19 protein-coding genes are annotated in these 21,965 nt (G+C 37.9%); all 19 read right to left on the bottom strand.

The genetic code is table 11. The features are described from left to right. Window positions 1-511: 511 nt before the first annotated feature. Window positions 512-3,349 carry an excinuclease ABC subunit UvrA gene (gene uvrA / locus LMF32_RS08270; RefSeq protein ID WP_230524463.1) on the bottom strand — a complete coding sequence of 946 codons (2,838 nt, stop codon included), beginning with the start codon at window positions 3,347-3,349 and terminating at the stop codon, window positions 512-514. Window positions 3,350-3,489: 140 nt separating this feature from the next. Beyond that, the gene (locus LMF32_RS08265; protein WP_188205106.1) at window positions 3,490-4,140 is read right to left on the bottom strand and encodes an HD domain-containing protein; all 651 of its coding nucleotides are present in this window, start codon (window positions 4,138-4,140) and stop codon (window positions 3,490-3,492) included. Window positions 4,141-4,251: 111 nt separating this feature from the next. Next, window positions 4,252-5,382, bottom strand: a complete 1,131-nt coding sequence (locus tag LMF32_RS08260; protein ID WP_230524462.1) for a cation diffusion facilitator family transporter — start codon at window positions 5,380-5,382, stop codon at window positions 4,252-4,254. A gap of 33 nt (window positions 5,383-5,415) precedes the next feature. Then, window positions 5,416-5,721, bottom strand: coding sequence for a metalloregulator ArsR/SmtB family transcription factor (locus tag LMF32_RS08255; RefSeq protein ID WP_278046281.1), 306 nt, complete (start codon window positions 5,719-5,721; stop codon window positions 5,416-5,418). 139 nt (window positions 5,722-5,860) lie between these two features. Continuing rightward, entirely contained in the window at window positions 5,861-6,538 is a 678-nt protein-coding gene (phoU, locus tag LMF32_RS08250; RefSeq protein WP_188205104.1) for a phosphate signaling complex protein PhoU, read from the bottom strand. 257 nt (window positions 6,539-6,795) lie between these two features. Next, a complete protein-coding gene (pstB, locus tag LMF32_RS08245; RefSeq protein WP_188205031.1) occupies window positions 6,796-7,554 on the bottom strand; it encodes a phosphate ABC transporter ATP-binding protein PstB in 759 nt (252 codons plus the stop codon). A gap of 20 nt (window positions 7,555-7,574) precedes the next feature. Then, window positions 7,575-8,381, bottom strand: coding sequence for a phosphate ABC transporter ATP-binding protein PstB (gene pstB / locus LMF32_RS08240; RefSeq protein WP_092480565.1), 807 nt, complete (start codon window positions 8,379-8,381; stop codon window positions 7,575-7,577). A 594-nt stretch (window positions 8,382-8,975) separates the two neighbouring features. Continuing rightward, the gene (pstA, locus tag LMF32_RS08235; protein ID WP_092480564.1) at window positions 8,976-9,860 is read right to left on the bottom strand and encodes a phosphate ABC transporter permease PstA; all 885 of its coding nucleotides are present in this window, start codon (window positions 9,858-9,860) and stop codon (window positions 8,976-8,978) included. Beyond that, window positions 9,860-10,780, bottom strand: a complete 921-nt coding sequence (gene pstC / locus LMF32_RS08230; RefSeq protein ID WP_092480563.1) for a phosphate ABC transporter permease subunit PstC — start codon at window positions 10,778-10,780, stop codon at window positions 9,860-9,862. Before pstC (LMF32_RS08230) ends, pstA (LMF32_RS08235) begins: the two co-directional genes overlap by 1 nt. Window positions 10,781-10,878: 98 nt before the next feature. After that, entirely contained in the window at window positions 10,879-11,754 is an 876-nt protein-coding gene (locus LMF32_RS08225) for a phosphate ABC transporter substrate-binding protein PstS family protein (protein WP_230524461.1), read from the bottom strand. Window positions 11,755-12,049: 295 nt separating this feature from the next. Next, window positions 12,050-12,721 carry a phosphate signaling complex protein PhoU gene (gene phoU, locus LMF32_RS08220; protein ID WP_230524460.1) on the bottom strand — a complete coding sequence of 224 codons (672 nt, stop codon included), beginning with the start codon at window positions 12,719-12,721 and terminating at the stop codon, window positions 12,050-12,052. Between the two features lie 116 nt (window positions 12,722-12,837). Continuing rightward, entirely contained in the window at window positions 12,838-13,590 is a 753-nt protein-coding gene (gene pstB, locus LMF32_RS08215) for a phosphate ABC transporter ATP-binding protein PstB (protein ID WP_092480560.1), read from the bottom strand. Next, on the bottom strand, window positions 13,590-14,405 hold the full coding sequence (gene pstA, locus LMF32_RS08210) for a phosphate ABC transporter permease PstA (protein ID WP_188205034.1): 816 nt from the start codon (window positions 14,403-14,405) through the stop codon (window positions 13,590-13,592). The genes pstB (LMF32_RS08215) and pstA (LMF32_RS08210) overlap by 1 nt, the downstream gene beginning before the upstream one ends. Next, window positions 14,402-15,265, bottom strand: coding sequence for a phosphate ABC transporter permease subunit PstC (gene pstC / locus LMF32_RS08205; RefSeq protein WP_092480558.1), 864 nt, complete (start codon window positions 15,263-15,265; stop codon window positions 14,402-14,404). Before pstC (LMF32_RS08205) ends, pstA (LMF32_RS08210) begins: the two co-directional genes overlap by 4 nt. A gap of 194 nt (window positions 15,266-15,459) precedes the next feature. After that, window positions 15,460-16,374, bottom strand: a complete 915-nt coding sequence (locus LMF32_RS08200; protein WP_092480687.1) for a substrate-binding domain-containing protein — start codon at window positions 16,372-16,374, stop codon at window positions 15,460-15,462. A gap of 337 nt (window positions 16,375-16,711) precedes the next feature. Next, a complete protein-coding gene (locus LMF32_RS08195; RefSeq protein ID WP_230524459.1) occupies window positions 16,712-18,328 on the bottom strand; it encodes an ATP-binding protein in 1,617 nt (538 codons plus the stop codon). Between the two features lie 155 nt (window positions 18,329-18,483). Continuing rightward, on the bottom strand, window positions 18,484-19,209 hold the full coding sequence (locus LMF32_RS08190) for a response regulator transcription factor (RefSeq protein ID WP_230524458.1): 726 nt from the start codon (window positions 19,207-19,209) through the stop codon (window positions 18,484-18,486). 34 nt (window positions 19,210-19,243) lie between these two features. Next, window positions 19,244-20,419 carry a PDZ domain-containing protein gene (locus LMF32_RS08185; RefSeq protein WP_230524457.1) on the bottom strand — a complete coding sequence of 392 codons (1,176 nt, stop codon included), beginning with the start codon at window positions 20,417-20,419 and terminating at the stop codon, window positions 19,244-19,246. A 278-nt stretch (window positions 20,420-20,697) separates the two neighbouring features. Then, window positions 20,698-21,894: a C40 family peptidase gene (locus tag LMF32_RS08180; RefSeq protein ID WP_230524456.1), complete on the bottom strand. Its 1,197-nt coding sequence runs from the start codon at window positions 21,892-21,894 to the stop codon at window positions 20,698-20,700. Between the last annotated feature and the right edge of the window lie 71 nt (window positions 21,895-21,965).

Raw genomic sequence — 21,965 nt, 5'->3', positions numbered from 1 at the left:
TAAGGCAGCTATCTACTTTTACGCTGTCGTAGCCAATAGTCTTTGGCGGCCTCCAATAAAGATGTTTGTAACGATAAAATTGTTCGGTCCTTCGCTCTTTCTAGCTTTCACTAGCTGTCTTCACTACTACGACCTCTGCTGACTTCTCATGAGTCAAGCACTTATCACTAAGTGTATTTGGTATAACGTCATGAGACCTCCCCAGTTAAGGTGCGAACTCTTTCACTCCATCTATCTGCCACATTTATGCTTCGAGTTAGGACAGTTATCGGACTTTAGCTTCTTTCGCAGCCTTATCCACTCGACTCACCTCTTATGTGATTTCTGTTCGTCAGACCAGAGTTTTGCCTTAGGCTTCCTTCAGATTCCACCTCACGGTGGACACCCTTGCCGTCAGCTATATGCTTACCACTGTCAGGTCGCATTCGGGACTTGCACCCGTTAGAGTTCGCCCATGCTGGGCGAACGAAAAAACAAACAGGAATAAAAAGCCTCCTGTTTGTCTCTTAGATTATTTTGTGTTGCTTGCCTTTTGTAAAATCTTTTTCAAATATTTTCCAGTGTAGCTGCCTTTTACATCTGCAACTTCTTCCGGTGTTCCAGTGGCTACGATGGTACCGCCGCCTTCTCCACCTTCTGGACCTAAATCAATAACATAGTCGGCCGTCTTAATGACATCTAAGTTATGCTCGATAACTAAAACGGTATTCCCGGTTTCTACTAAACGATTCAAAACTTCTAATAATCGCGCGATATCATCTGTGTGCAATCCTGTAGTAGGTTCATCTAAAATATAGAAGTTATTGCCGTTAGAACGTTTATGCAGTTCACTAGCTAGTTTCATCCGTTGTGCTTCCCCACCAGATAAAGTAGTAGCTGATTGTCCTAATGTGACATATCCTAACCCGACGTCCACAATAGTTTGCAACTTGCGATGGATTTTAGGGATAGCATCAAAAAAGCCAACTGCCTCATCGATTGTCATATTCAATACATCGGAAATGCTTTTACCTTTGTATTTCACTTCCAAGGTTTCAGAGTTGTAACGAGCCCCATGACAAACTTCGCAAGGAACATATACATCCGGCAAGAAGTGCATCTCGATTTTCAAGATTCCATCACCTTTACAGGCCTCACAGCGTCCGCCTTTAACATTAAAGCTAAAGCGGCCTTTTTTGTACCCTCTTATTTTTGCTTCATTTGTCATGGCAAACAAGTCCCGGATATCATCAAATACACTTGTATAGGTTGCCGGGTTACTTCTTGGTGTACGACCAATAGGACTTTGGTCGATGCTGACGATTTTTTCAATCGATTCATGACCTGTCATTTTTTTGTACTTACCAGGTTTCTTTTTAGCTCGATTCACTTCTCGTTTCAATGCACGTTTCAAAATACCGTTCACCAGAGAACTTTTACCAGAACCGGAAACCCCTGTAACAGCTACAAAACGACCAAGCGGAAAGTCGACAGTGACATTTTTTAAGTTATTTTCTTCCGCGCCTGTAATTCGAATCGCTCCATTGTCTTCCAAACGTCTCTCAGCAGGTACCGGAATAAACTTTTTACCAGATAAATAAGCGCCTGTTAAGGAATTCGGATTCTTTTCTACCTCTTCAGGCGTCCCCGTAGCGATGATTTCTCCACCTCTGCTGCCGGCGCCTGGACCGATATCTACTAGATAGTCAGCCGCGCGCATTGTATCTTCATCGTGTTCTACTACAATCAGCGTATTTCCTAGATCTCGCATTTTTTTCAGCGACCCAATCAATCGATCATTGTCGCGTTGGTGCAGACCAATAGAAGGCTCATCTAAGATATACAGAACACCTGATAAATTAGAACCAATTTGAGTAGCTAAACGAATCCGCTGTGCTTCTCCACCAGAAAGAGTCCCTGCTGTACGAGCAAGAGTTAAATAATTCAGCCCTACATCTTTTAGGAACGTCAATCGATCATGCAGTTCTTTCAAGATTGGTTGTGCAATAGCTGTTTCTTGTTCTCCCAACTCCAATTGATCGAAAAACTCTACTGTATGATGAATTGGATACTCGCATACTTCACCAATATTTTTCCCTTGGATCTTCACAGACAACGCTTGTGCGTTCAATCGTTTTCCATCACACACTGGACATGGCAATTCTGTCATGTACTGGCGCATTTGCTCGCGTGTATAGTCGCTGCTTGTTTCGTTGTAACGACGTTTGATATTGGTCAATACCCCTTCAAACGGCATTTTTGTATCTCTGACACCGCCGAAATCGCTCTTGTATTTGAAACGGAACATTTCACCTTTAGAACCATTCAGTACTAAATCTTGTTCTTCAGCAGATAATTGTTCAAAAGGTGTGTCCATATCGATCTTAAAGTGCTTGCAAGCTTGTTTTAACAATTCAGGATAATAGTTGAAACTGATTGCTTTCCAAGGCAGCATCGCATCTTCATTAAGTGTTAAAGAAGGATCCGGAACAACCAAGTCAATATCCACTTCTAATTTAGCTCCTAAACCATCGCATTCTGCACATGCACCAAAAGGAGCATTAAACGAAAATAGACGCGGTTCAAGATCTCCTACGGTAAAACCGCAGTAAGGACATGCATAATGTTCGCTGAACAGAACCTCTTCTTGTCCGATAATATCAGCAATAGCATATCCATCTGCCAGTGTTAGTGCGGCTTCTAGTGATTCAAATAAACGTGAACGGTTGCTATCTTTAATCACGATTCTATCGATGATGACATCAATATCGTGTTTTTTGTTTTTTTCTAATTCAATGTCATCCGAAATATCGTACATTTCTTTATCGACTCTGACGCGAACATAACCTTCGCTTTTGATCTTGTCGAAAACTTTTTTGTGCTGCCCTCTTTTGCCATAAATAACCGGCGCTAGAATCTGCAATTTTGTTTTTTCTGGGTATTCCATAATTCGATCAACCATTTGTTCAATCGATTGACGTGTGATTTCTGTCCCGTCATTCGGACAAATCGGATGACCTACTCGAGCATAAAGCAAACGCAAATAGTCATTGATTTCAGTAACAGTTCCCACTGTAGATCGCGGGTTGTTGCTGGTTGTCTTTTGATCAATGGAAATAGCTGGACTCAACCCGTCTATACTGTCAACATCAGGCTTGTCCATCTGACCTAAGAATTGTCGTGCGTAAGAAGATAAACTTTCAACGTAACGTCTTTGACCTTCTGCATACAAGGTATCAAAAGCTAACGAACTTTTTCCAGAACCGGAAAGACCAGTCAGAACAATCAGTTTATCACGAGGAATAGTAAGATCAACATTTTTCAAGTTATGAGAACGTGCACCGCGGACAACAATTTTATCATTTGGCATTTAACTACATCCTTTATATTTAATGTTTACTATTGTATAGTTTTCATTTTATCGCGAAATAAAAGAATAGGACAATTTTATGTATCCTATTCTTGCTTATTTTACCACAAGTCTTTTTAATTATCGAACGTTTGTTCACTTTAACCGATTTTTTCTTCCATTTCATTGATGATTCGTTGAGAGATGACTTGTATTTGCGCTTGGTTCATATAATCACCGCTTAATAAATCTGGAAGTATCTCTTTGATTAAATATTGAACACAGGTTAAGTGTTTAAATTGTACGATCGTGCTGAGCGATTCTTCATAAATTTCATCAAATACAGGTTCTGGGTTCCCTTTTTGAATTTCTCCGAATGATTCATACAATAAATCAATTTTATCCGCGACAGATAAAATCTGTCCTTCTAAAGATTCGTCTTTGCCTTCTTTCATGCGGTTGACATAGGCTGCTTGAAATTCTTCAGGAATAACTGTCTCAATAAAGTTTTTCGCCATTTTCTCTTCTACTTTGGCTAATTTATCTCTCAAAGCTGGATCTGCATATTTCACCGGCGTTTTAATGTCTCCGATGAACAGTTCTGTATAATCATGATTCAACGCTTTTTCGTATAACGAACGCCAATCCACTTTATTCCCAGCCTGTTCTTCCACAGTTCCTAAAAATTGCGCAATTTGTGTCACTTTAAAAGAGTGAGCAGCAACCGAATGCTCTTCAAATTTAAACTTCCCTGATAAACGAATAATATTTTCTAAGTCACTTAAACTTTTAATGTATTGATGCATCCCCATCTATACCACCCTTTCAAGAAAACAGTAAATTTTTTCTATACTAGCATACTTCTTTGACCTTTGCAAAGAATACAAGAGATTCAAGATAAGAACAATTCGGCAATTTACTGTTTATTGAACCAATTCTTCCATGTCTGTCACTACTTCGATAGTAGAGTGCGTAACATTATATTCTTTCACCAGCAAACGGATCTGTTCGCGAATAGTGTCAATATCCTCTGTATTTGTTGTAGAAACATACACTGTTACAGCAAAGGCATTCTCTTGACCGTCGATTGACCAGATATGCAAATGAGATACTGCATGGACATAAGGCAATTTGCGGATTTCTTCATTCAGCCACTTGATGTCGACATCTTTTGGCACCGACTCTAGGAACACATTGGCAGATTCTAAGAAATTAGGCAGTGTGCGACTTAAAATGAAAGTTGCAATAGCAATAGAAAGCAACGGATCTAAAATATACCAATCTCGGTAATTCAATACGACCCCAACAATCAATACTCCCAACCATCCTAGAACATCTTCCAGCATATGCAAGCTCAACACTTTTTCATTTGCTGAAGAGCCCTTGCTCATCAACCAAGTAGCAAACCCATTGATTGCAATAGCAACAATAGCGAGCCAAAACATCCCTTTCGAATTGACTGGTTGCGGATCAAACAATAAAGGAACACTGTGAAGGATAACTAAAATAGATCCTATAATCAGTACGACCGATGTCGTTAAAGCTCCAAGCAAAGAAAAACGTCGATGCCCAAAACTGTATTTAGTATTGGCTTCTTTTGTAGAAATTTTCTGAAATACCCATGCTAAACCAATAGACAAAGAATCTCCCAAGTCATGAACAGCATCTGATAAAATGGCCGCACTATTAAACACTGCTCCAAAAATGAATTCTGCAATAGAAAACAGCAAATTCAAGCCAAAAACCAACTGCATATTCTTTGATGCTTCTTTTCCATCGTTCAATGCATGATGATGGTGATGGTGTCCGTGACTATGTTTTTCACTCTGGTGGTGGGCATTATGATGATCGGATTCTGAAAAAGAATCCAGCAAAACTTTATCAAATCCCACCACTTTTTTTACAGCTTTTATATCAACCGTTTCAGGTACATACAATACACTATCCCTAAAGCTTATATAGATTTTTTCTCCTTGGGGCAATGCTTGTAGTTTTGCTTCCATTTTTTTAGCACAATTTGCACAGTGCATTCCCTGAAGTTTGTATTTTTCCATTTCAATTCCCTCCTGCTCCGTTGTTCCTCTCTGTCATTCTTGAGCGTGTTCGATTACTTGTTGCAATACTTTATAAACATGCTCGTCCATCTGACTGTAATACATATTTTTGCCTTCTCTTCTGGCTTTTATTAAACGAGCTACTTTTAACAATCTTAATTGATGGGATACAGCAGATTGTTCCATTTGTAATTGATCTGCAATAGTTCCTACATTTAGTTCTTTCCCATCCAGCAAAGATAAAATAGCTATTCGAGTGGGATCGCTCAATACCTTAAATATTTCGCTGACTTTTTTTATCGTTTCAATGTTTAAAGTTGAAGTTGTGTTTTGCTCCATCATTATCCTCCTTGTTGAATCCGTTCATCATATGTATGTGTGTTCATATGATAATATTATCATATGAACAAGGTAGTGTAAACAAAATAGAACGAAACTGAGGTTATGATCTCAGTTCCGTTCTACTTTTCTGCTAATATTAAATATCTTTTAAATGATTTTGCGTATTTAATTCTACTACTTTTCCTGTTTCCAAGTAAACGATCCATTCGCTGATATTTGTTGAATAGTCTCCTATTCGTTCTAAATAAGTTGTTACCCGCAGATAGTCTGTCGCTCCAAGTACGATTTCAGGGTCATTTTTCATAAACTTAATACATTTTGCATATAGTTCTTTGCCCATCATGTCGACTTCTTTATCAAGAGCTGCCAATCTTCTGGCTTCATCAGCATCAAAGATTACGTAAGCATCTAAAACTTTTCGAACGATGTAAAGAACTTTTACAGACATTTCATAAATCGCTTTTTCAATATCGTATTCGCGTTTATTTCCTTTAACTCGAATCGTTGATTTTGAAATACTCACCGCGTGGTCTGCCATTCGTTCTAAATCAGATGTAGCTTTCATAACTGTAATAATTTTTCTTAGATCTGTAGTTACAGGTTGCTGCAATGCAATTAATTCAATACAGTCTTGCTCTAACGCAACTTCAAGTTGATTGATATGAATATCATTATCAATCACTTCTTGTGCAAGAGCTTTATCATGTTTTATAAAGGCTTCTATTGATTTCTCAATTGATTCATGTACAGCTTTTCCCATTTGAAAAAAATGGACATGCAGATCGTTTAATTCTTCTTCAAATACTTTTCTCATCTCAAATCACCTTCATTTATATAGTCTTTTTATCTGTTATAAGAGCATTTATATGTTACTTATTATTATGCACTGAATTGTTAAAAAAATCCAATGATTGTTCCTTTTTAGAACTAAAACAATCAATAACCTTTTGTATTGGTATAGTTAAGACTGTTTTCATCTCTACTAATGGATATTTTCCAATCTTTTTTTACGGCAATTCAGTTCAATGGCAAAAAAAGAGAGATAGACCGAATCTATCTCTCTAAAACATCTTAACCAAAACGACCTGAAATATAATCTTCTGTTTCTTGTTGTCTTGGAGTTGTAAAGATCTGTCTTGTTTTTCCGTGTTCAATCAAGTCACCTTGTAAAAAGAATGCTGTATTGTCTGAAATACGTGATGCTTGCTGCATATTGTGCGTTACCATGATCATAGTATAATCGTCTTTCAATTCCAGCAGCATATTCTCGATTTTACCGCTTGATACCGGGTCCAAAGCACTAGTAGGTTCATCTAGCAAAATAACTTCCGGTTCTACAGCTAACACACGTGCAATACAGACACGTTGTTGCTGCCCACCAGATAAAGCTAAAGCGCTGTTGTGCAGTTTGTCTTTAACATCATCCCATACTGCTGCTTTTTTCAGACTGTCTTCAACGATGTGTTGGATTTTTTCTTTGTCTTTCATACCGCCTATTCGCAGCCCGTAAGCCACGTTATCAAATACTGAGAAAGGAAATGGGTTAGGCTGTTGGAAAACCATTCCCACTTTTTTTCTTAATTCAACTTTGTCCATTTTTGGACTGTAAATATCATTACCTCGAAATTTCACTTGACCTGTGATTGTTACATTTTCAATCAAGTCATTCATACGATTCAGTGTTCTTAAATACGTTGACTTTCCACATCCACTTGGTCCGATAAGGGCTGTAATTTCATGCGGATTAAAATCAAGTGTAATGCCTTTTAATGCTTCATTTTTGCCATAGTACAAATGAACATCATTTGTTTCAATAATTTTTTCATTCACTGTCAATTACTACTCCCTTCTTAACCAAAGTTACCTGAAACATAATCTTCAGTTTTTTGAATTTTAGGACGTGTAAATACTTTTCTTGTATCATCATATTCCAACACATTTCCTAAATAGAAAAAGGCTGTGTAGTCACTGATACGTGATGCTTGCTGCATATTGTGAGTTACGATAATAATTGAATAGTTTTCTTTTAACTCCAACAACGTCTCTTCTACTTGAGCCGTGGAGATTGGGTCTAAAGCACTAGCAGGTTCATCTAACAATAAGATATCTGGTTTCAAGGCTATTGCGCGTGCAATACATAAACGCTGTTGCTGTCCGCCAGATAGAGCTAATGCACTCTTGTGCAAGTTGTCTTTCACTTGATCCCATAAAGCTGCTTGTTTTAAACTTGTTTCTACGATTTCATCTAATTCATTTTTATCTTTTAAACCATGTCTTTTCAAAGCAAACGCGATATTGTCATAAATGGATTTACTGAAAGGATTAGGGCGTTGAAATACCATACCGATGTTTTTTCTCATTTCGAATACATCGATATTTGATGCATTCACATCTACGCCTTTATACAAGATTTCACCAGTTACTTTAGCTATTTCAATTTCATCATTCATACGATTCAAAGATCTTAAATACGTTGATTTCCCACATCCACTTGGTCCAATCAAAGAAGTAATTTTGTTTTTCTCAAATTCCAATGAAACTCCCTTGATAGCTTCATTATCTCCATAATACACATGTAAATCATTTGTCTCTAAAGCTACTGTTGATTTATCTTTTAAAGTAATGATGTTCGTATTTTGAGTTGATTGACTTTTCATTATAAAAGTCCTCCTTTATTCCTAGTGGGTAAAATGAGTTTCCTTACATAAGGAACTCCATTCCAGCTGAAAGCTGATTAGCCACTTAGTTTGATCGAGCTGTATCAATGACTACATATGTTTCAAGGTTTAACCTTTCGCTTACGCTCATTCTTATATTGTTCGACTACACCAGCTGAAGCTGGAAGTCTCTCATCAAAGAACATCCTCTAAAAAGAGAATAGATTTTCCTGCCGAGTCAGAACAGCGGCTTCCACATGCTGTTATAGGTCAGTTGCGCTCCCCAGAAATCTCCGCCTAACGCTGTTTAATCCGCACAACCGCTGCGCTGGGTTGCTTGCGTTTGGACTTCGTTAGTGCTCAATTTCTCCCGGGTCGCTCCACATGCTGTTTGAGTAGAGTTGCGAGGCCTAGCAATTTTGCAAAAAAGATAAATTTTGCGTCATTGCTACCCAAGGCCTCTCAATATCCTTTTAGGTCAGTTGCAGCCGCTTGACTCTCGGTAAAATCATTCTCTTTTTTGAGGACAAAGAACATCCTCTAAAAAGAGAATAGATTTTTCTGCCGAGTCAGGACAGCGGCTTCCACATGCTGTTATTCTGATGTGGCTTTTTTCTGTAGTTTTCTTCCTAGGTAGCGTGATCCTAGGTTAAATAGCATTACGGCAAGAATCAATACAGCTGATGCTCCGGCAGATACTTGTTCTCCGTCCGGCATTACACCCTCGCTGTTAATTTTCCAAATATGAACCGCTAATGTTTCTGCTGGTCGGAAAATATTCAATGGACTTGTAATCGATTGAGGGTTCCAGTTTGTAAAATCTAGAGCCGGCGCACTTTGCCCTGCTGTATAGATAAGAGCTGCGGCTTCACCAAAAATACGCCCTGCTGCTAAAATCATACCCGTGATAATCCCTGGTAATGCAGCTGGAAGAATAACTCTTGTAACTGTTTCCCAACGAGATAATCCTAGTGCCAGTCCTGCTTCTCTTTGAGTTGCTGGGATGGCCTGTAAAGAATCTTCAATAGTTCTGGTTAATAAAGGCAAGTTGAAAATCGTTAAAGCCAAGGCACCAGAAAGGATAGAGAATCCAAAGTCCCATTGAATAACGAAAATCAAGAAACCGAATAATCCGACTACTACGGAAGGTAAAGAACTTAAAACTTCAATAGCTGTACGTACAAAATCTGTCAGCCAGTTTTGTTTAGCGTATTCTGATAAGTAAATAGCCGCACCTAAAGCTAAAGGTGTACTAATCAGCATGGTCAATATCAACAAATAAAATGAGTTGAAGAGTTGGATCCCAACTCCCCCACCAACTTGGAAAGATTTAGCAGGAGCTGTTAAGAATTCCCATGAAATCTGAGGTAGTCCGCGCCATAAAATAAAGAGCAATAAACTAGCTAGAATTAATACAATAACTGCTGACATAACGTAAATAACGCCTACTGCAATTTTGTCTGCTTTTTTTGAATTCATTATTTCATTGCTCCTTTCTTACCGATCCAACGTGTTAGGATATTAAAGAACAATGCCATCACTAAAAGAATCGTTGCTAGTGACCATAGTACATTATTTTCAAGGGTTCCCATAACTGTGTTCCCCATACTCATTGTTAAAATACTCGTTAATGTTGAAGCAGGAGTGATCAAATCAGTAGGAACCATTGCAGCATTCCCGATAACCATTTGAACCGCTAAAGCTTCTCCAAAAGCACGTGCCATCCCAAATACTACGGCTGTCAATAAACCGGGGGTAGCAGCACGCAAAACAACTTTATAAATCGTTTGCCAGCGTGTTCCTCCCATTGCCAATGACGCTTCACGATAATGACGCGGAACGGATTTTAAAGCATCTACAGCCATACTCGTAACAGTTGGCAATATCATAACAAATAAAACGATTGTAGCAGATAAGATACCGAATCCCGTACCGCCAAATATACTTCGAATAAACGGTACAACAACTGTAAGTCCAATAAACCCGTATACAACAGACGGAATACCAACTAACAATTCGATAACCGGTTGTAGAATTTTCTTCCCTGCTTTAGGAGAGATTTCCACCATATAAATTGCCGCTGCAATTGAAAATGGAGTAGCTAACAAAGCAGATAGCAAAGTAACAAAGAAAGACCCTAAAATCATTGGCAAAGCTCCGACCAACGGCTCACCGTTTTCTCCTACTTCACCTGGTCTCCAAATATCTCCGAATAAGAAATCAATAACTGATACCCCATCGGTTGTAAATGTTGAAACTCCCTTACTGATAACAAAATACAAAATAGATAATACGATCAATACAATAAAAGCAATACAAATGAAACTGATGGTTCTTCCAAACTGTTCAATTTTGCGCTTACTTGATTTTTGCATAAACTTGCTTTGTGTCTCTTCCAAAAGAAAACCTCCTTGTACTCATTGACCTCATGCACAATGAAAGACGCTGTCTAGATAGACAGTCGTCTCTTTCATTAACTTACAGCTTTATAAATCTTCTATTCTGGATCTTCTACAGGAGATGTATTACCTTCTGCATCTCTTTCGACTTCCATATCTTTGATAGGGATATATCCTAAAGCTCCTATTAAGTTGTCTTGGATTTCGTCAGATAACATGTAATCCATAAAATCTTTTGTCAATCCAGTAGGTTCTCCATTCGTATACATGTGTTCGTAAGACCAAATGATCCAATCGTTGCTGTTTACATTTTCATTAGTAGGCTCAATGCCATTGATAGACAATGCTTCTACATCCTCATTTACATATGAAAAAGCTACATAACTAATTGTTCCCGGCGTATTAGCAATGATTTGACGAACCGTACCGCTCGACTCTTGTTCTTGTGATACGATACTTTTCATTCCTTCTTCAAGGACCCATTTTTCAAAAGTTGCTCTTGTTCCACTTCCTGAAGAACGGTTCAACACTGTAATCGGCAGATCTTTACCGCCCAATTCTTTCCAATTGGTGATTTCACCAGTAAAGATACCTTGCAATTCTTCAAGCGTAACATTAGTCACTCCAGTACCAGGTGTAACGATTGGTGTGATTCCAACTACCGCAACGCGATGATCGACTAATTTAGACGCATCGATTCCATCACTTTCTTCGGCAAAGATATCAGAGTTTCCAATATCTACTGCTCCAGCAGCAATCTGGCTTAAACCAGTACCGCTTCCTCCACCTTGAACATTAATAAACTTACCTAAATTTTCTGCGCTGTATTGTTCTCCGGCTGCTTCTACTAAAGGTTGTAAAGCTGATGAACCAACTGCTGTTATAGACTCTTCATCCACTACTTCACCACAGGCTGTTAATACTAAACTAGCCATGACCACTAAAAGTGCTCGGAACTTTTTAAATTTCATCATGTACCTCCTATGAGATGACAGTTATTTACAAACTGACTATGTAAACATTATACATAAATTTAACCCAAAACCATAATACCGATACTTTGTAAATCTTATATAGCATTATTGTAAATTTTATGTAAAGACAATTAATAGTAAACCCTTTCATTATATAATTACTCAACAAAAAAACGTTGAAACTCTTATAGTTTCAACGTTCTTCGTTTTACCTTATAATGACTCATTTAAAAAGTGAAAGATTTGGTAATTTTAGCCATATTTAGATAACTACCACTACTTTTTCATAGAATTCTTAGATATCTTTATTCTTTGTATTCAACTCGACTACTTTTCCAGTTTCATGGTATACGATCCATTCGCAAATATTTGTTACATAATCTCCGATTCGTTCCAAATAAGATGCCACTAAGATATAGTCGGCAGCTCCAATGACCAATTCTGAATTGCGCTTCATATCCTCAATCGCTTTTTCTGTGATCGAATGTGCAGCTTCATCGATTTGATCGTCTTTTTGAGCGATTTCTCGAGCTTTTGTCACGTCATATTGCAAATAAGCTTCAAGTACTTCTTCCACTCTCTTTTTGACGATTTCTGAAAGGTCCGCGATTTCAGCTTCTATTTTCGGATCGCGTTTATTTCCTTTAACCCGAATCGTCGATTTAGAGATACTGACAGCATGGTCTCCCATACGCTCTAGGTCAGCACAAGCCTTCATAACTGTAATGATTTTTCTTAGATCGCTGGTTACTGGTTGTTGTAAAGCGATCAATTCAAAACATTTTTTTTCCAACTCTGCTTCCCGGTTATTGATCGCCACATCGTTTTCGATCACATTATGAGCTAATTCTTTGTCGTGATTGATAAAAGCTTTTACAGATTTATAAACTGCCTCACTAACCATCATTCCCATTTCTGAAAAATGCACATGTAAATCATTTAATTCCTCTTCAAAATTTTGTCTCATTGAAGAACCTCTTTCTGTTTCATATTTTCTCTTAATTCCTTAAACTCCATTTTACCATTATTGCTTACATTTTTAAATGAGACTTTATCTCGTAGACATTCTTTCATTTTCACCACTTATCCAAAGCGACCAGAAATGTAATCTTCAGTTTGTTTTTTTGTGGGATTGGTAAACATGTCTCTAGTGTCTCCAGATTCAATGATCCGCCCATTAAAAAAGAATGCTGTCTGGTCTGAAACACGAGAAGCTTGCTGCATATTATGGGTAACCATAACTATAGTATACTTCTCTTTCAGCTCTGTGACCAATTCTTCAATTTTAGCTGTCGATATCGGATCTAAAGCACTCGTAGGTTCATCCATCAAAAGGACTTCTGGTTGAACGGCTAATGCCCGTGCGATACAGATTCGTTGTTGCTGACCACCAGAAATAGACAATGCGTTTTTATTCAAGTCGTCTTTAACTTCTTCCCATATCGCTGCTCCACGTAAGCTCTTTTCTACAATCTCATCTAGTTGTTTTTTATCCGTAATCCCATGTGTCCTTGGACCATACGCAATATTATTGTAAATGCTCATTGGAAAAGGATTGGGTTGTTGAAACACCATGCCAACATTTTTACGCAATGAGTTTACATTCATAGTACTTTTGTAAATATCTTTTCCATCCAGCATAATATCGCCTTCTATACGACAACCTTCTACTAAATCGTTCATTCGATTTAAACTCTTGATCAATGTCGATTTTCCGCATCCTGATGGTCCAATAAATGCTGTGATTTGATTTTTTGGAATCTCCAGACTTACTCCGTGCAACGCTTGAAAATCTCCATACCATAGATCCATATCTTTTATACTGATTTTACTCATTATTTCGTCCCCTTTGCGAGCTTATTGCTAAGAAATGTCGATAGTCCGTTGACTACCAGCACAAATATGATCAACACTACACCTGTAGCAAAAGATTGATTGACATGTATTCCTTCATTAGATAAAACGTACATGTGTAAAGCTAATGTTCTTCCTGACGAGAACAACCCACTAGGCAAATTAGAAGAAGTTCCTAATGTGTACATCAAAGCAGCAGTCTCTCCAATGATTCTGCCGCTCGCCAAAATCACTCCTGAGAGTATCCCAGGCATAGCAACTGGCAAAACGACTTTAAATATCGTTCTTAATTTTCCTGCTCCTAAACCAAAACTAGCTTCACGCAACGAATCATTGACCGCCATCAATGCTTCTTCTGTCGAACGAATGATCAATGGCAAAACCATGATCACGGAAGTCAGAACCCCTGCTGCTACACTGTATTGGAACCCTAAAAAAGTAACAAAGAACAACATTCCGAATAATCCATAAACAATAGAAGGAATAGCAGCTAACGTATCTGTCGCCATTCTTATGATTCCCACGACTTTATTTCCTTTTTTAGCATATTCTACTAGATAAAAACCTGTAAACACGCCAATAGGAGTTGCAATCAATAACGTCAACCCTAATACAATAAATGTCGTAATCAGTGATGGAACCAATGATTGGTTATCCGTTGTAAAGTTCCACGAAAGAATATCCGAATTCAAGTGAGGAAGCCCATTTGCGAAAATGTACAGCAAGATGAACACTAATGAAGTAAATGTTAATGCTGCTGACAAATAAACAAGCCCTCTAATCAGTTTACTGCTCATGCTCTAGACTCCTTTCGTTTGATGAACATAAACACACCGTTTATGATCAAAATAAACACGAAAAGTACGACACCTGTAGCAATCAAAGCTTCTCTATGCTCACCTGCAGCATAGGCCATTTCTAAGACAATATTAGTTGTCAAAGTACGCACTCCACTAGTGATGCTTTGAGGAATGATCGGTTGGTTTCCAGCAATCAAAACGACCGCCATCGTCTCTCCTATTGCTCGTCCTACTCCTAATATAATAGAAGAAATAATCCCCGATTTTGCAGCCGGCATGATGACTTTCATAACAGTGCGCTCATGCGTCGCACCTAGTGCCATGCTTCCGGTGTAATACGATCTAGGTACTGAACGCAAGCTGGATTCCGAAAGTCCAATAACCGTTGGTAAAATCATGACGCCTAATAAAATCATAGCTGTCAGCATATTCATTCCCGTTCCTCCAGAAAAATTCCTCATAATGGGAACGATCAATTGTAAAGCGAAAAAGCCATAGACAATTGAAGGGATAGCTGCCATCAAATTCACTGCTGGTTTTAACCATCTGTGCAATTTTGGCGGGCAAAACTCCGCCATAAAAACTGCTGTCAATATCCCAATCGGAACTCCTATGACAATGGCTCCAAGAGTGACAAAGATAGATCCTAAGATCATCGGCAAAATACCAAATGATGCCGGTGTATTAGAAGGTGACCAGCGATCTCCAAACAAAAAGTCTGCTATTCCGTATTCCAACATAAAAGGGACGCCGCCCGCAAACATAAAAATGATAATAAGAATAATAGACAAGACCGACAGCAAGGCAGAAATTAAAAACACACCTTGCATAAATCCTTCTACTTTTTTTGCTTTCATAAGATTTTCTCCTTTGTGTAATAGAGTAAATCATTCATAAACATAGTTTCACCAACTATACTTATGGATAATTGTAAAATTATACCTGATTTATTTTACCCCATATAACTAATTACAAGCCCGCTTCACATTGCTAAGGCGGGCTTGTAGCATTGACTGTAAAATTATGTGCTGTTTGTTATGCGATGTTTCAATTATTCAGCGACATCTGCCCAAGTTGTCACTTCTCCTGTATAAATCTGTCTTACTTGCTCCATAGTCAAATCTTCAACTGTGTTGTCTGGATGAACGATTACTACGATTCCATCGATTGCAAGCGGCTCAGAGGTTAGTTCAGCTAATTCTTCTTCCTTCAATTCACGAGAAGCCATACCAATATCAGCTGATCCATCCATTGCAGCTGTCATACCAGCAGATGACCCATTTGAAGTGATGTCGATTGTTACATCTGGATTCAAGTTCGAGTATTCTTCAGCAAGTACTTCCATGACCGGTGTTACAGAAGTAGATCCTACCACACTGACATTTCCAGAAAGTCCTTCAGCTGCTTCGTATGCAGGCGCATCTGTTACAGCTTCCACATATCCTTCTCCAACAACCAATTCTTGTCCCTCAGCACTCATGACAAATGTCCAGAAGTCTTGAGCTACTTCACTCAATTCATCTTTATATGCAATATTGAATGGTCGCGCAATTTCATAGGATCCATCTTGAACAGTTTCAGTAGATGGTTCGATTCCACCAATATTCAATGCTTTTACAGTGTCATTAAGAGAACCCAATGAAATATACCCAATAGATGTAGGGTCGCCTGATACAGTGGTCATTACCCCGTTAGTACTGTTTTGAATAGTCGCTCCAGCATAAGTGTTGTCTGACTCAGTCTCTCCATCTTCTACTAAAACACCGGTGATTTCTGTAAATGCGCCTCTTGTACCTGAACCGTCTTCACGAGTGATGACGTTGATTGTTTGCGATGTATCAAAACTGCCTCCACTTGCTGTTTCTCCGTCTTGATTCTCAGCTCCTGATTCTCCGCCGCCACAAGCCGCTAATAATAATGCTGCTCCAGTTGTTAACATGTACTTAGATATTTTTTTGAAATCCATTTTTCCCCATCCTTTTGTTTGGTTTTTTTGGACCACATCCGCTCGTCCACAAACCCTATGTTAAACTCTGAATATTAATTTTTAATCGACTTTATGTAATCTTTCGTCTAAGCTATGTAAATTTTATTAATTTAAGGTAAATGCTTAGTATATGAACGTCCTAAAATATTAAACAAGACATTGCTATCGTCATTTCTTCCAGATGATGTCTGTATACTTTTATCCTCCAACTTGTCCTTTACAGTCAACTATTCGCTCATAAACAAAAAAACACCCTTTCACCTATAGGAATAACTACCTATAGGTAAAAAGATGTTGTTGATACATTTTTCATTCTTTAAATTAACTGTGAAGGCAATTTCACAGTAAAAGTTGTTCCCAACCCTAATTTGCTGGATACTGAAATCGTCCCGTGTAAATTTTCGACTAAATATTTTACAATAGACAATCCTAACCCTGTTCCACCTGAGTTGCGGCTTCTTGCTTTATCCACTCGGTAGAAACGCTCGAAGATCCGGTCTTGCTCGTCCTCAGGAATACCAATACCGTTATCTTTTACTTCAATAACTGCAAATTCGTGTTCTCTATAAATCTTGACTGTGACTTTTCCTTTTTCTTGCGTGTAGACGATCGCATTATTGATCAAATTAGCCAAAACTTGTTTCAACCGGTTAAGATCCGTTTGAATCGTCATCTCGTCTTCTTCTATAACGATGAGCTCCATATGTTTGCTTTCAGCTTTTTGCCTTACTAATTTGAATGTTGATTCTACTGCATCTTTCACTCTCACATCTTCTGATTTCAATGGAACTTGTTTTTGTTCCACTCGAGACAACTCCAAAATGTCATTTACAATAGAATCTAATCGAATGCTTTCTTTTAACATGATTTCTAAAAATTGTTCCAGTATTTCTTTATCTTCTTTGGCTCCATCCAATAACGTTTCTGCAAAACCTTTTAAAGCAGTTACAGGCGTTCTCAATTCATGAGAAGCATTTGCAACGAAATCCGTTCTGACTTTCTCTAATCTCCTGATTTCAGTAATATCGTAAAGTAAGACGATAACGTTTAATTCACCAGGTTTTTTTCCGTTAATCGGTACAATATTGGCATCTACAATCTTGTCTTCCGGATAGTAGAAGTAAATTTCATTGTTTTGAGCTTTTTTTCTTCTATAGGCTCGTTCAATGATATGACTTAGCCCATAACTCTTAATAGCTTCCACATAAGAACTTCCTAACAACTGAGAGGTATCTTCTCCTAAAATCCGACTCATTGCAGGGTTGACCATTTGGATATTGCGTTGATTATCCAACAACATTACTCCAATGACCAAGTGATTGATCAGCTCATACAATCGTTCATCATTTTGTTTGATTTGCAGCATTTGATTTTCTAAGCTTTCCGCTAACTCATTGACTGTTGAGCCTAATTTAGAAATCTCACCGAATCCTTGTCCGGAATAGCGAGCATTATAATGCTTTTCAGACAATTCTTTCGTGACATCCATTACTTCTTCTATCGGTCGCACAATACGTTTAGTCGTTAAATAGGTAATAAAGGAAGCTACCAAAACAGCGATCAAAATAAAAATGATCAGTGATTGATTGATTTCTTTATACAATTGCGTAATCGTATCGACGGGCTGAGATAAGCGTAGAACACCGCTCATTTCTCCAGACGGATCAAGTAATGGTATAGCTACATAATACTCTTCTACGCCCGTACTGCTGCTTACTCTCGATCCTATACCATACGCTTCCCCGTTTAGAACGGCTTTTACTTCTTCTCTGTAAGCATGGTTTTCAAGTTCTTCAGCATTGGTCTCAGAATCGAATGCAACCTCTCCATCCACTCCAATGATGGTTATCCGTTCGTCTAATTGAATGGATAAGTTATTTACCTGCTCCATGATTTCTGAAGTATTTGCATCAGCCTCCATGTTTTCTGACAAAAAGAAACTCATTAAACGCGCTTGTTCAATCAATGCATCCCTTTGCCTGTCTCTTGAGTGTTCACTTAATAAATTGTTCAAAAAGAACCCAAATACCAAGCTGAATAAAACAAAGATAATCACAAAGGTACTGAGAATTCTTAAATGGAGTTGCTTCATACTTTAGGCGCCTCAAATTTGTATCCAAAACCTCGTACGGTTCTGATGTATTCAGGATTCTTGGTATCTACTTCAATTTTTTCTCTCAAGTGACTAATATGGACGTCAACAATACGCGTTTCCCCCGCGTAATCAAAGTTCCATATCGCATTCAGCAACTGCTCTCTGCTCAATATACGATTTAGTCTTTTCGTCATATACAACAACAGCTCAAACTCTTTAGGAGTCAATTCAATCGAATCACCACGAACTAAAACTTCGTACTGATGAGGGTAAATGACGATTTCTCCTACTTGTACTTTTTCTTCTTCATCTGCTGCTTCATTTGCGTGATCACTTTCGGCAGTATCCGTTTGTTCGCCGATTCGACGCATAATAGCTTTCATTCTTGCCAATACTTCACGAGGACTGAAAGGCTTTGTCATATAATCATCAGCACCTAATTCAAGCCCAATAATTTTTTCCAACTCATCGTCTTTAGCTGTCAACATCAGGATAGGTGTATTTACTTTTTCTTGACGCAATTTTTTACAAATATCCATTCCATCCATAGAAGGAAGCATTAAGTCTAAAATAATAAAATCATATTGGTTCGTAGCCGCTAATTCATATCCTTCTAATCCATCCGAAGCGGTTTTAACTGAATATCCTTCTTTTTCCAAATTAAAAGCTAGCAAAGTGATAATTGAAGGTTCATCATCTACAATGAGTACTTTTTTCATCTTATGCCTCCGTTAATCTTTTTCTTTTTATTTATCAAGGTAAAAATACAATCCCTAAACCATGAGGATCGTCCGCATATAACGCTGTTTCTGTCAAACGAGGTTCGCCTTTAGTATCTTTCACTTTTAACCGACAGTAAACACTGTTTTTAGAAAGAGCCTCATGAAAGTCCTCTTCCGTTTCTATAGGGATTTCATTACACATCACGACAGTTTCCCCGATTTGCAATTCCATTTTTTCAGCAGGGGTATCAGGTCTTATGCCGATTACTTTTAAGCCTTCATTAGCGGGTGCATACAATTGACGCCCATTTTTTTCTCTTAAGGTATGACGAATGTATACTGCTATACCGCCTAAAAATACAATCGCTGTTCCAATATACGTTAACAGTGGTATCCAATAAGCTCCTGCAAGACAGAGTGCACTAAAGATTGCAACGACCAATAAATCTTTGGCTAACTTAACAGTAGCTTCTCTTGGCACCTGAGATCGCACAGTGTATTTGAACCCGCTTAGTATTGGTAAGATCAAGAAAGAATAGCTTGACTCGCCGATAGAAAAAACAGGCCACCATTCAAACAAATCCGTAAATGCCTCACCCGGAATAATCAACACTAACGGAATAACCCAAAATGGCGTCAACTGGTATGCTGCAATTTTTTTCCCTCTTTTAGTTTCTATCATTTTTGGCGAATAGTTTTTTTCTTTTTGTTTCATCAACTGAACAACTGTCAGAAATAGTAGGATCAATGTTATGATCAATAGATTTTGAATCAATGAACTATTTATCCACTCATTCTGGGCAAAACCTTCATACCAGTTTTTGGCAGGATTTGGCAACTGCTCCCATAATCCGATTTTATTAGCCCCCCATAGAATAAAAGCAGTCAAAGGTATGGTAAATATTGGATGTATAAAGTGCCCTCCAATAATGAAGGCGAGTAACACGAGTAGTTGATAGATGATCACTGCTTCAATCGTAATCGGGATCCCTGCTGCCACCACAAGAATAGATGAAATCAAACCAGGTAAGAGCCCTTTCAAAAAATAATCCTTTATTTCATTGCTGTCTTTATTGATAGCCACACGAAAAAGTTTTCGCTCTTGCTTCTTTCTGCGTACAGACAATAGTATTGCTACAATAATTCCCACTAAAAAAATTGGTTGAATAAAAAATAATAACAGTGCACTAAGTAAATTTGTGATCATATTTCTACTTCTCCCCCAGCTCTAATATCTATTCTATCAAACAAACATACGATAATCTTAACTTTTACAAAGACAATACAATTTACAAAAAATTTACAGTTGCTTTTACAGACTAAGTATATTCATGCGTCTCTTACTTCTACTATACCATAAGGCAGTGTAAATATATTTTACTATTTATAAAAAAAAAGACTTCACTCTTTCTTAAATAGAAAGAGTGAAGTCTTTTACTTATCATCGTTGACTAATTAGGGGGTGTTTCTTTTTAGGAACGATAATTAGTTTACACGTCCGAATCCTACTAGGTATTTGCCCCAGTATGATTGACTGATTTCAGCAACTGCTACTCCAGTTGAACTTTGTGAACCAATAAATTTATTGTTTCCTAAATAAATACCTACGTGATCAATTCCGCCAGATTGACTAAAGAATACTAAATCTCCAGGTTGTGCTTGAGATTGAGAAACTTTTGTAGAAGCTCCGTATTGTCCGCTCGCTGTACGAGGAAGAGTGATACCAGCTTTCTTGAATACATAAGTTGTAAAGCCTGAACAGTCAAAACCTGAAGTTGTGTTACCACCATACAAGTAAGGTGTTCCTGACACTGCATAAGCAGCGTTTTGTACAGTTGCCCATACTCCGCCTGCAGGAGCAGTCGTTACTGTTGTTGGTTGTTCAGCTTTTGGTTTAGCAGCAGTTTCTGAAGAATCTTTTTCAGTTGATGCAACAACTGTTTCTTCTCCAGCGTTTTCTACAGCAGAAGCAATTTCTGCATCAATAGAAGTTAATGTAGCTACTTCTGTTTCAGCAGCTTCTTTTAATGACAAATAGTATTCTTTTTGCTCTTGTACAACTGTTTTTTCAGCTGCAATTGTTGCTACAACTACTTCTTTTTCAAGCTTTTTAGCTTCAAGATCAGCTTTAGCAGACTCTAACTCTGCAGCCAATAGATTTTGTTCTTGAAGTTTTTCTTCAGTTGTTTTTTCTGCTTTCGCTATTGCTTCTTTATCTTGATTTTGAGCAGTAACTAAATCTTTGTTTGCTTTTACCAAGTTGCTTACAACATCCATACGCGCTAAGGCATCTGCTACGTTGTCAGCTTCTAGTAAGAACTCTACAAAGTTTCCAGTATTCCCTTTTCTCTGAACTGAACGAGCTTGCATAGCCAGCTTTTCTTCACGATCTTCAATTGCTTCAGTTAAATCAGCAATTTTAGTTTTCAGTTCTTCCAATTGGTTTTGCGTTGCTGTCATTTCAGCTACTAAAGATTCAGCTTTAACTTCATTGTCTTTAATAGTTTCAGCGATTTCCACTAAAGAAGCTTGAGCAGATTGCTCTTCTTTTTGCAATTCTGTTAATTTGTTCGTTGTGCTTTCAATATCTGAATCAACTGATGCATAAGCTGTAATTGGCGAGATTGCTGTTGAAACTCCTAACATAGCTAATAATGCAAAATGGACTAATTTCTTGTTCACGATGTTTTCCCCTAATGTCTACGATAAGTTTTTGACTAATGTTCAATACATTTGACTTGCTGTGATGCTTG

Origin of the sequence: Desemzia sp. C1 (assembly GCF_020882875.1) — a bacterium.
In the GTDB taxonomy this organism is placed as follows: domain Bacteria; phylum Bacillota; class Bacilli; order Lactobacillales; family Carnobacteriaceae; genus Desemzia; species Desemzia incerta.
The sequence above is the reverse complement of the archived record's forward strand: the minus strand, read 5'-3'. Positions and strand labels throughout refer to the sequence as shown.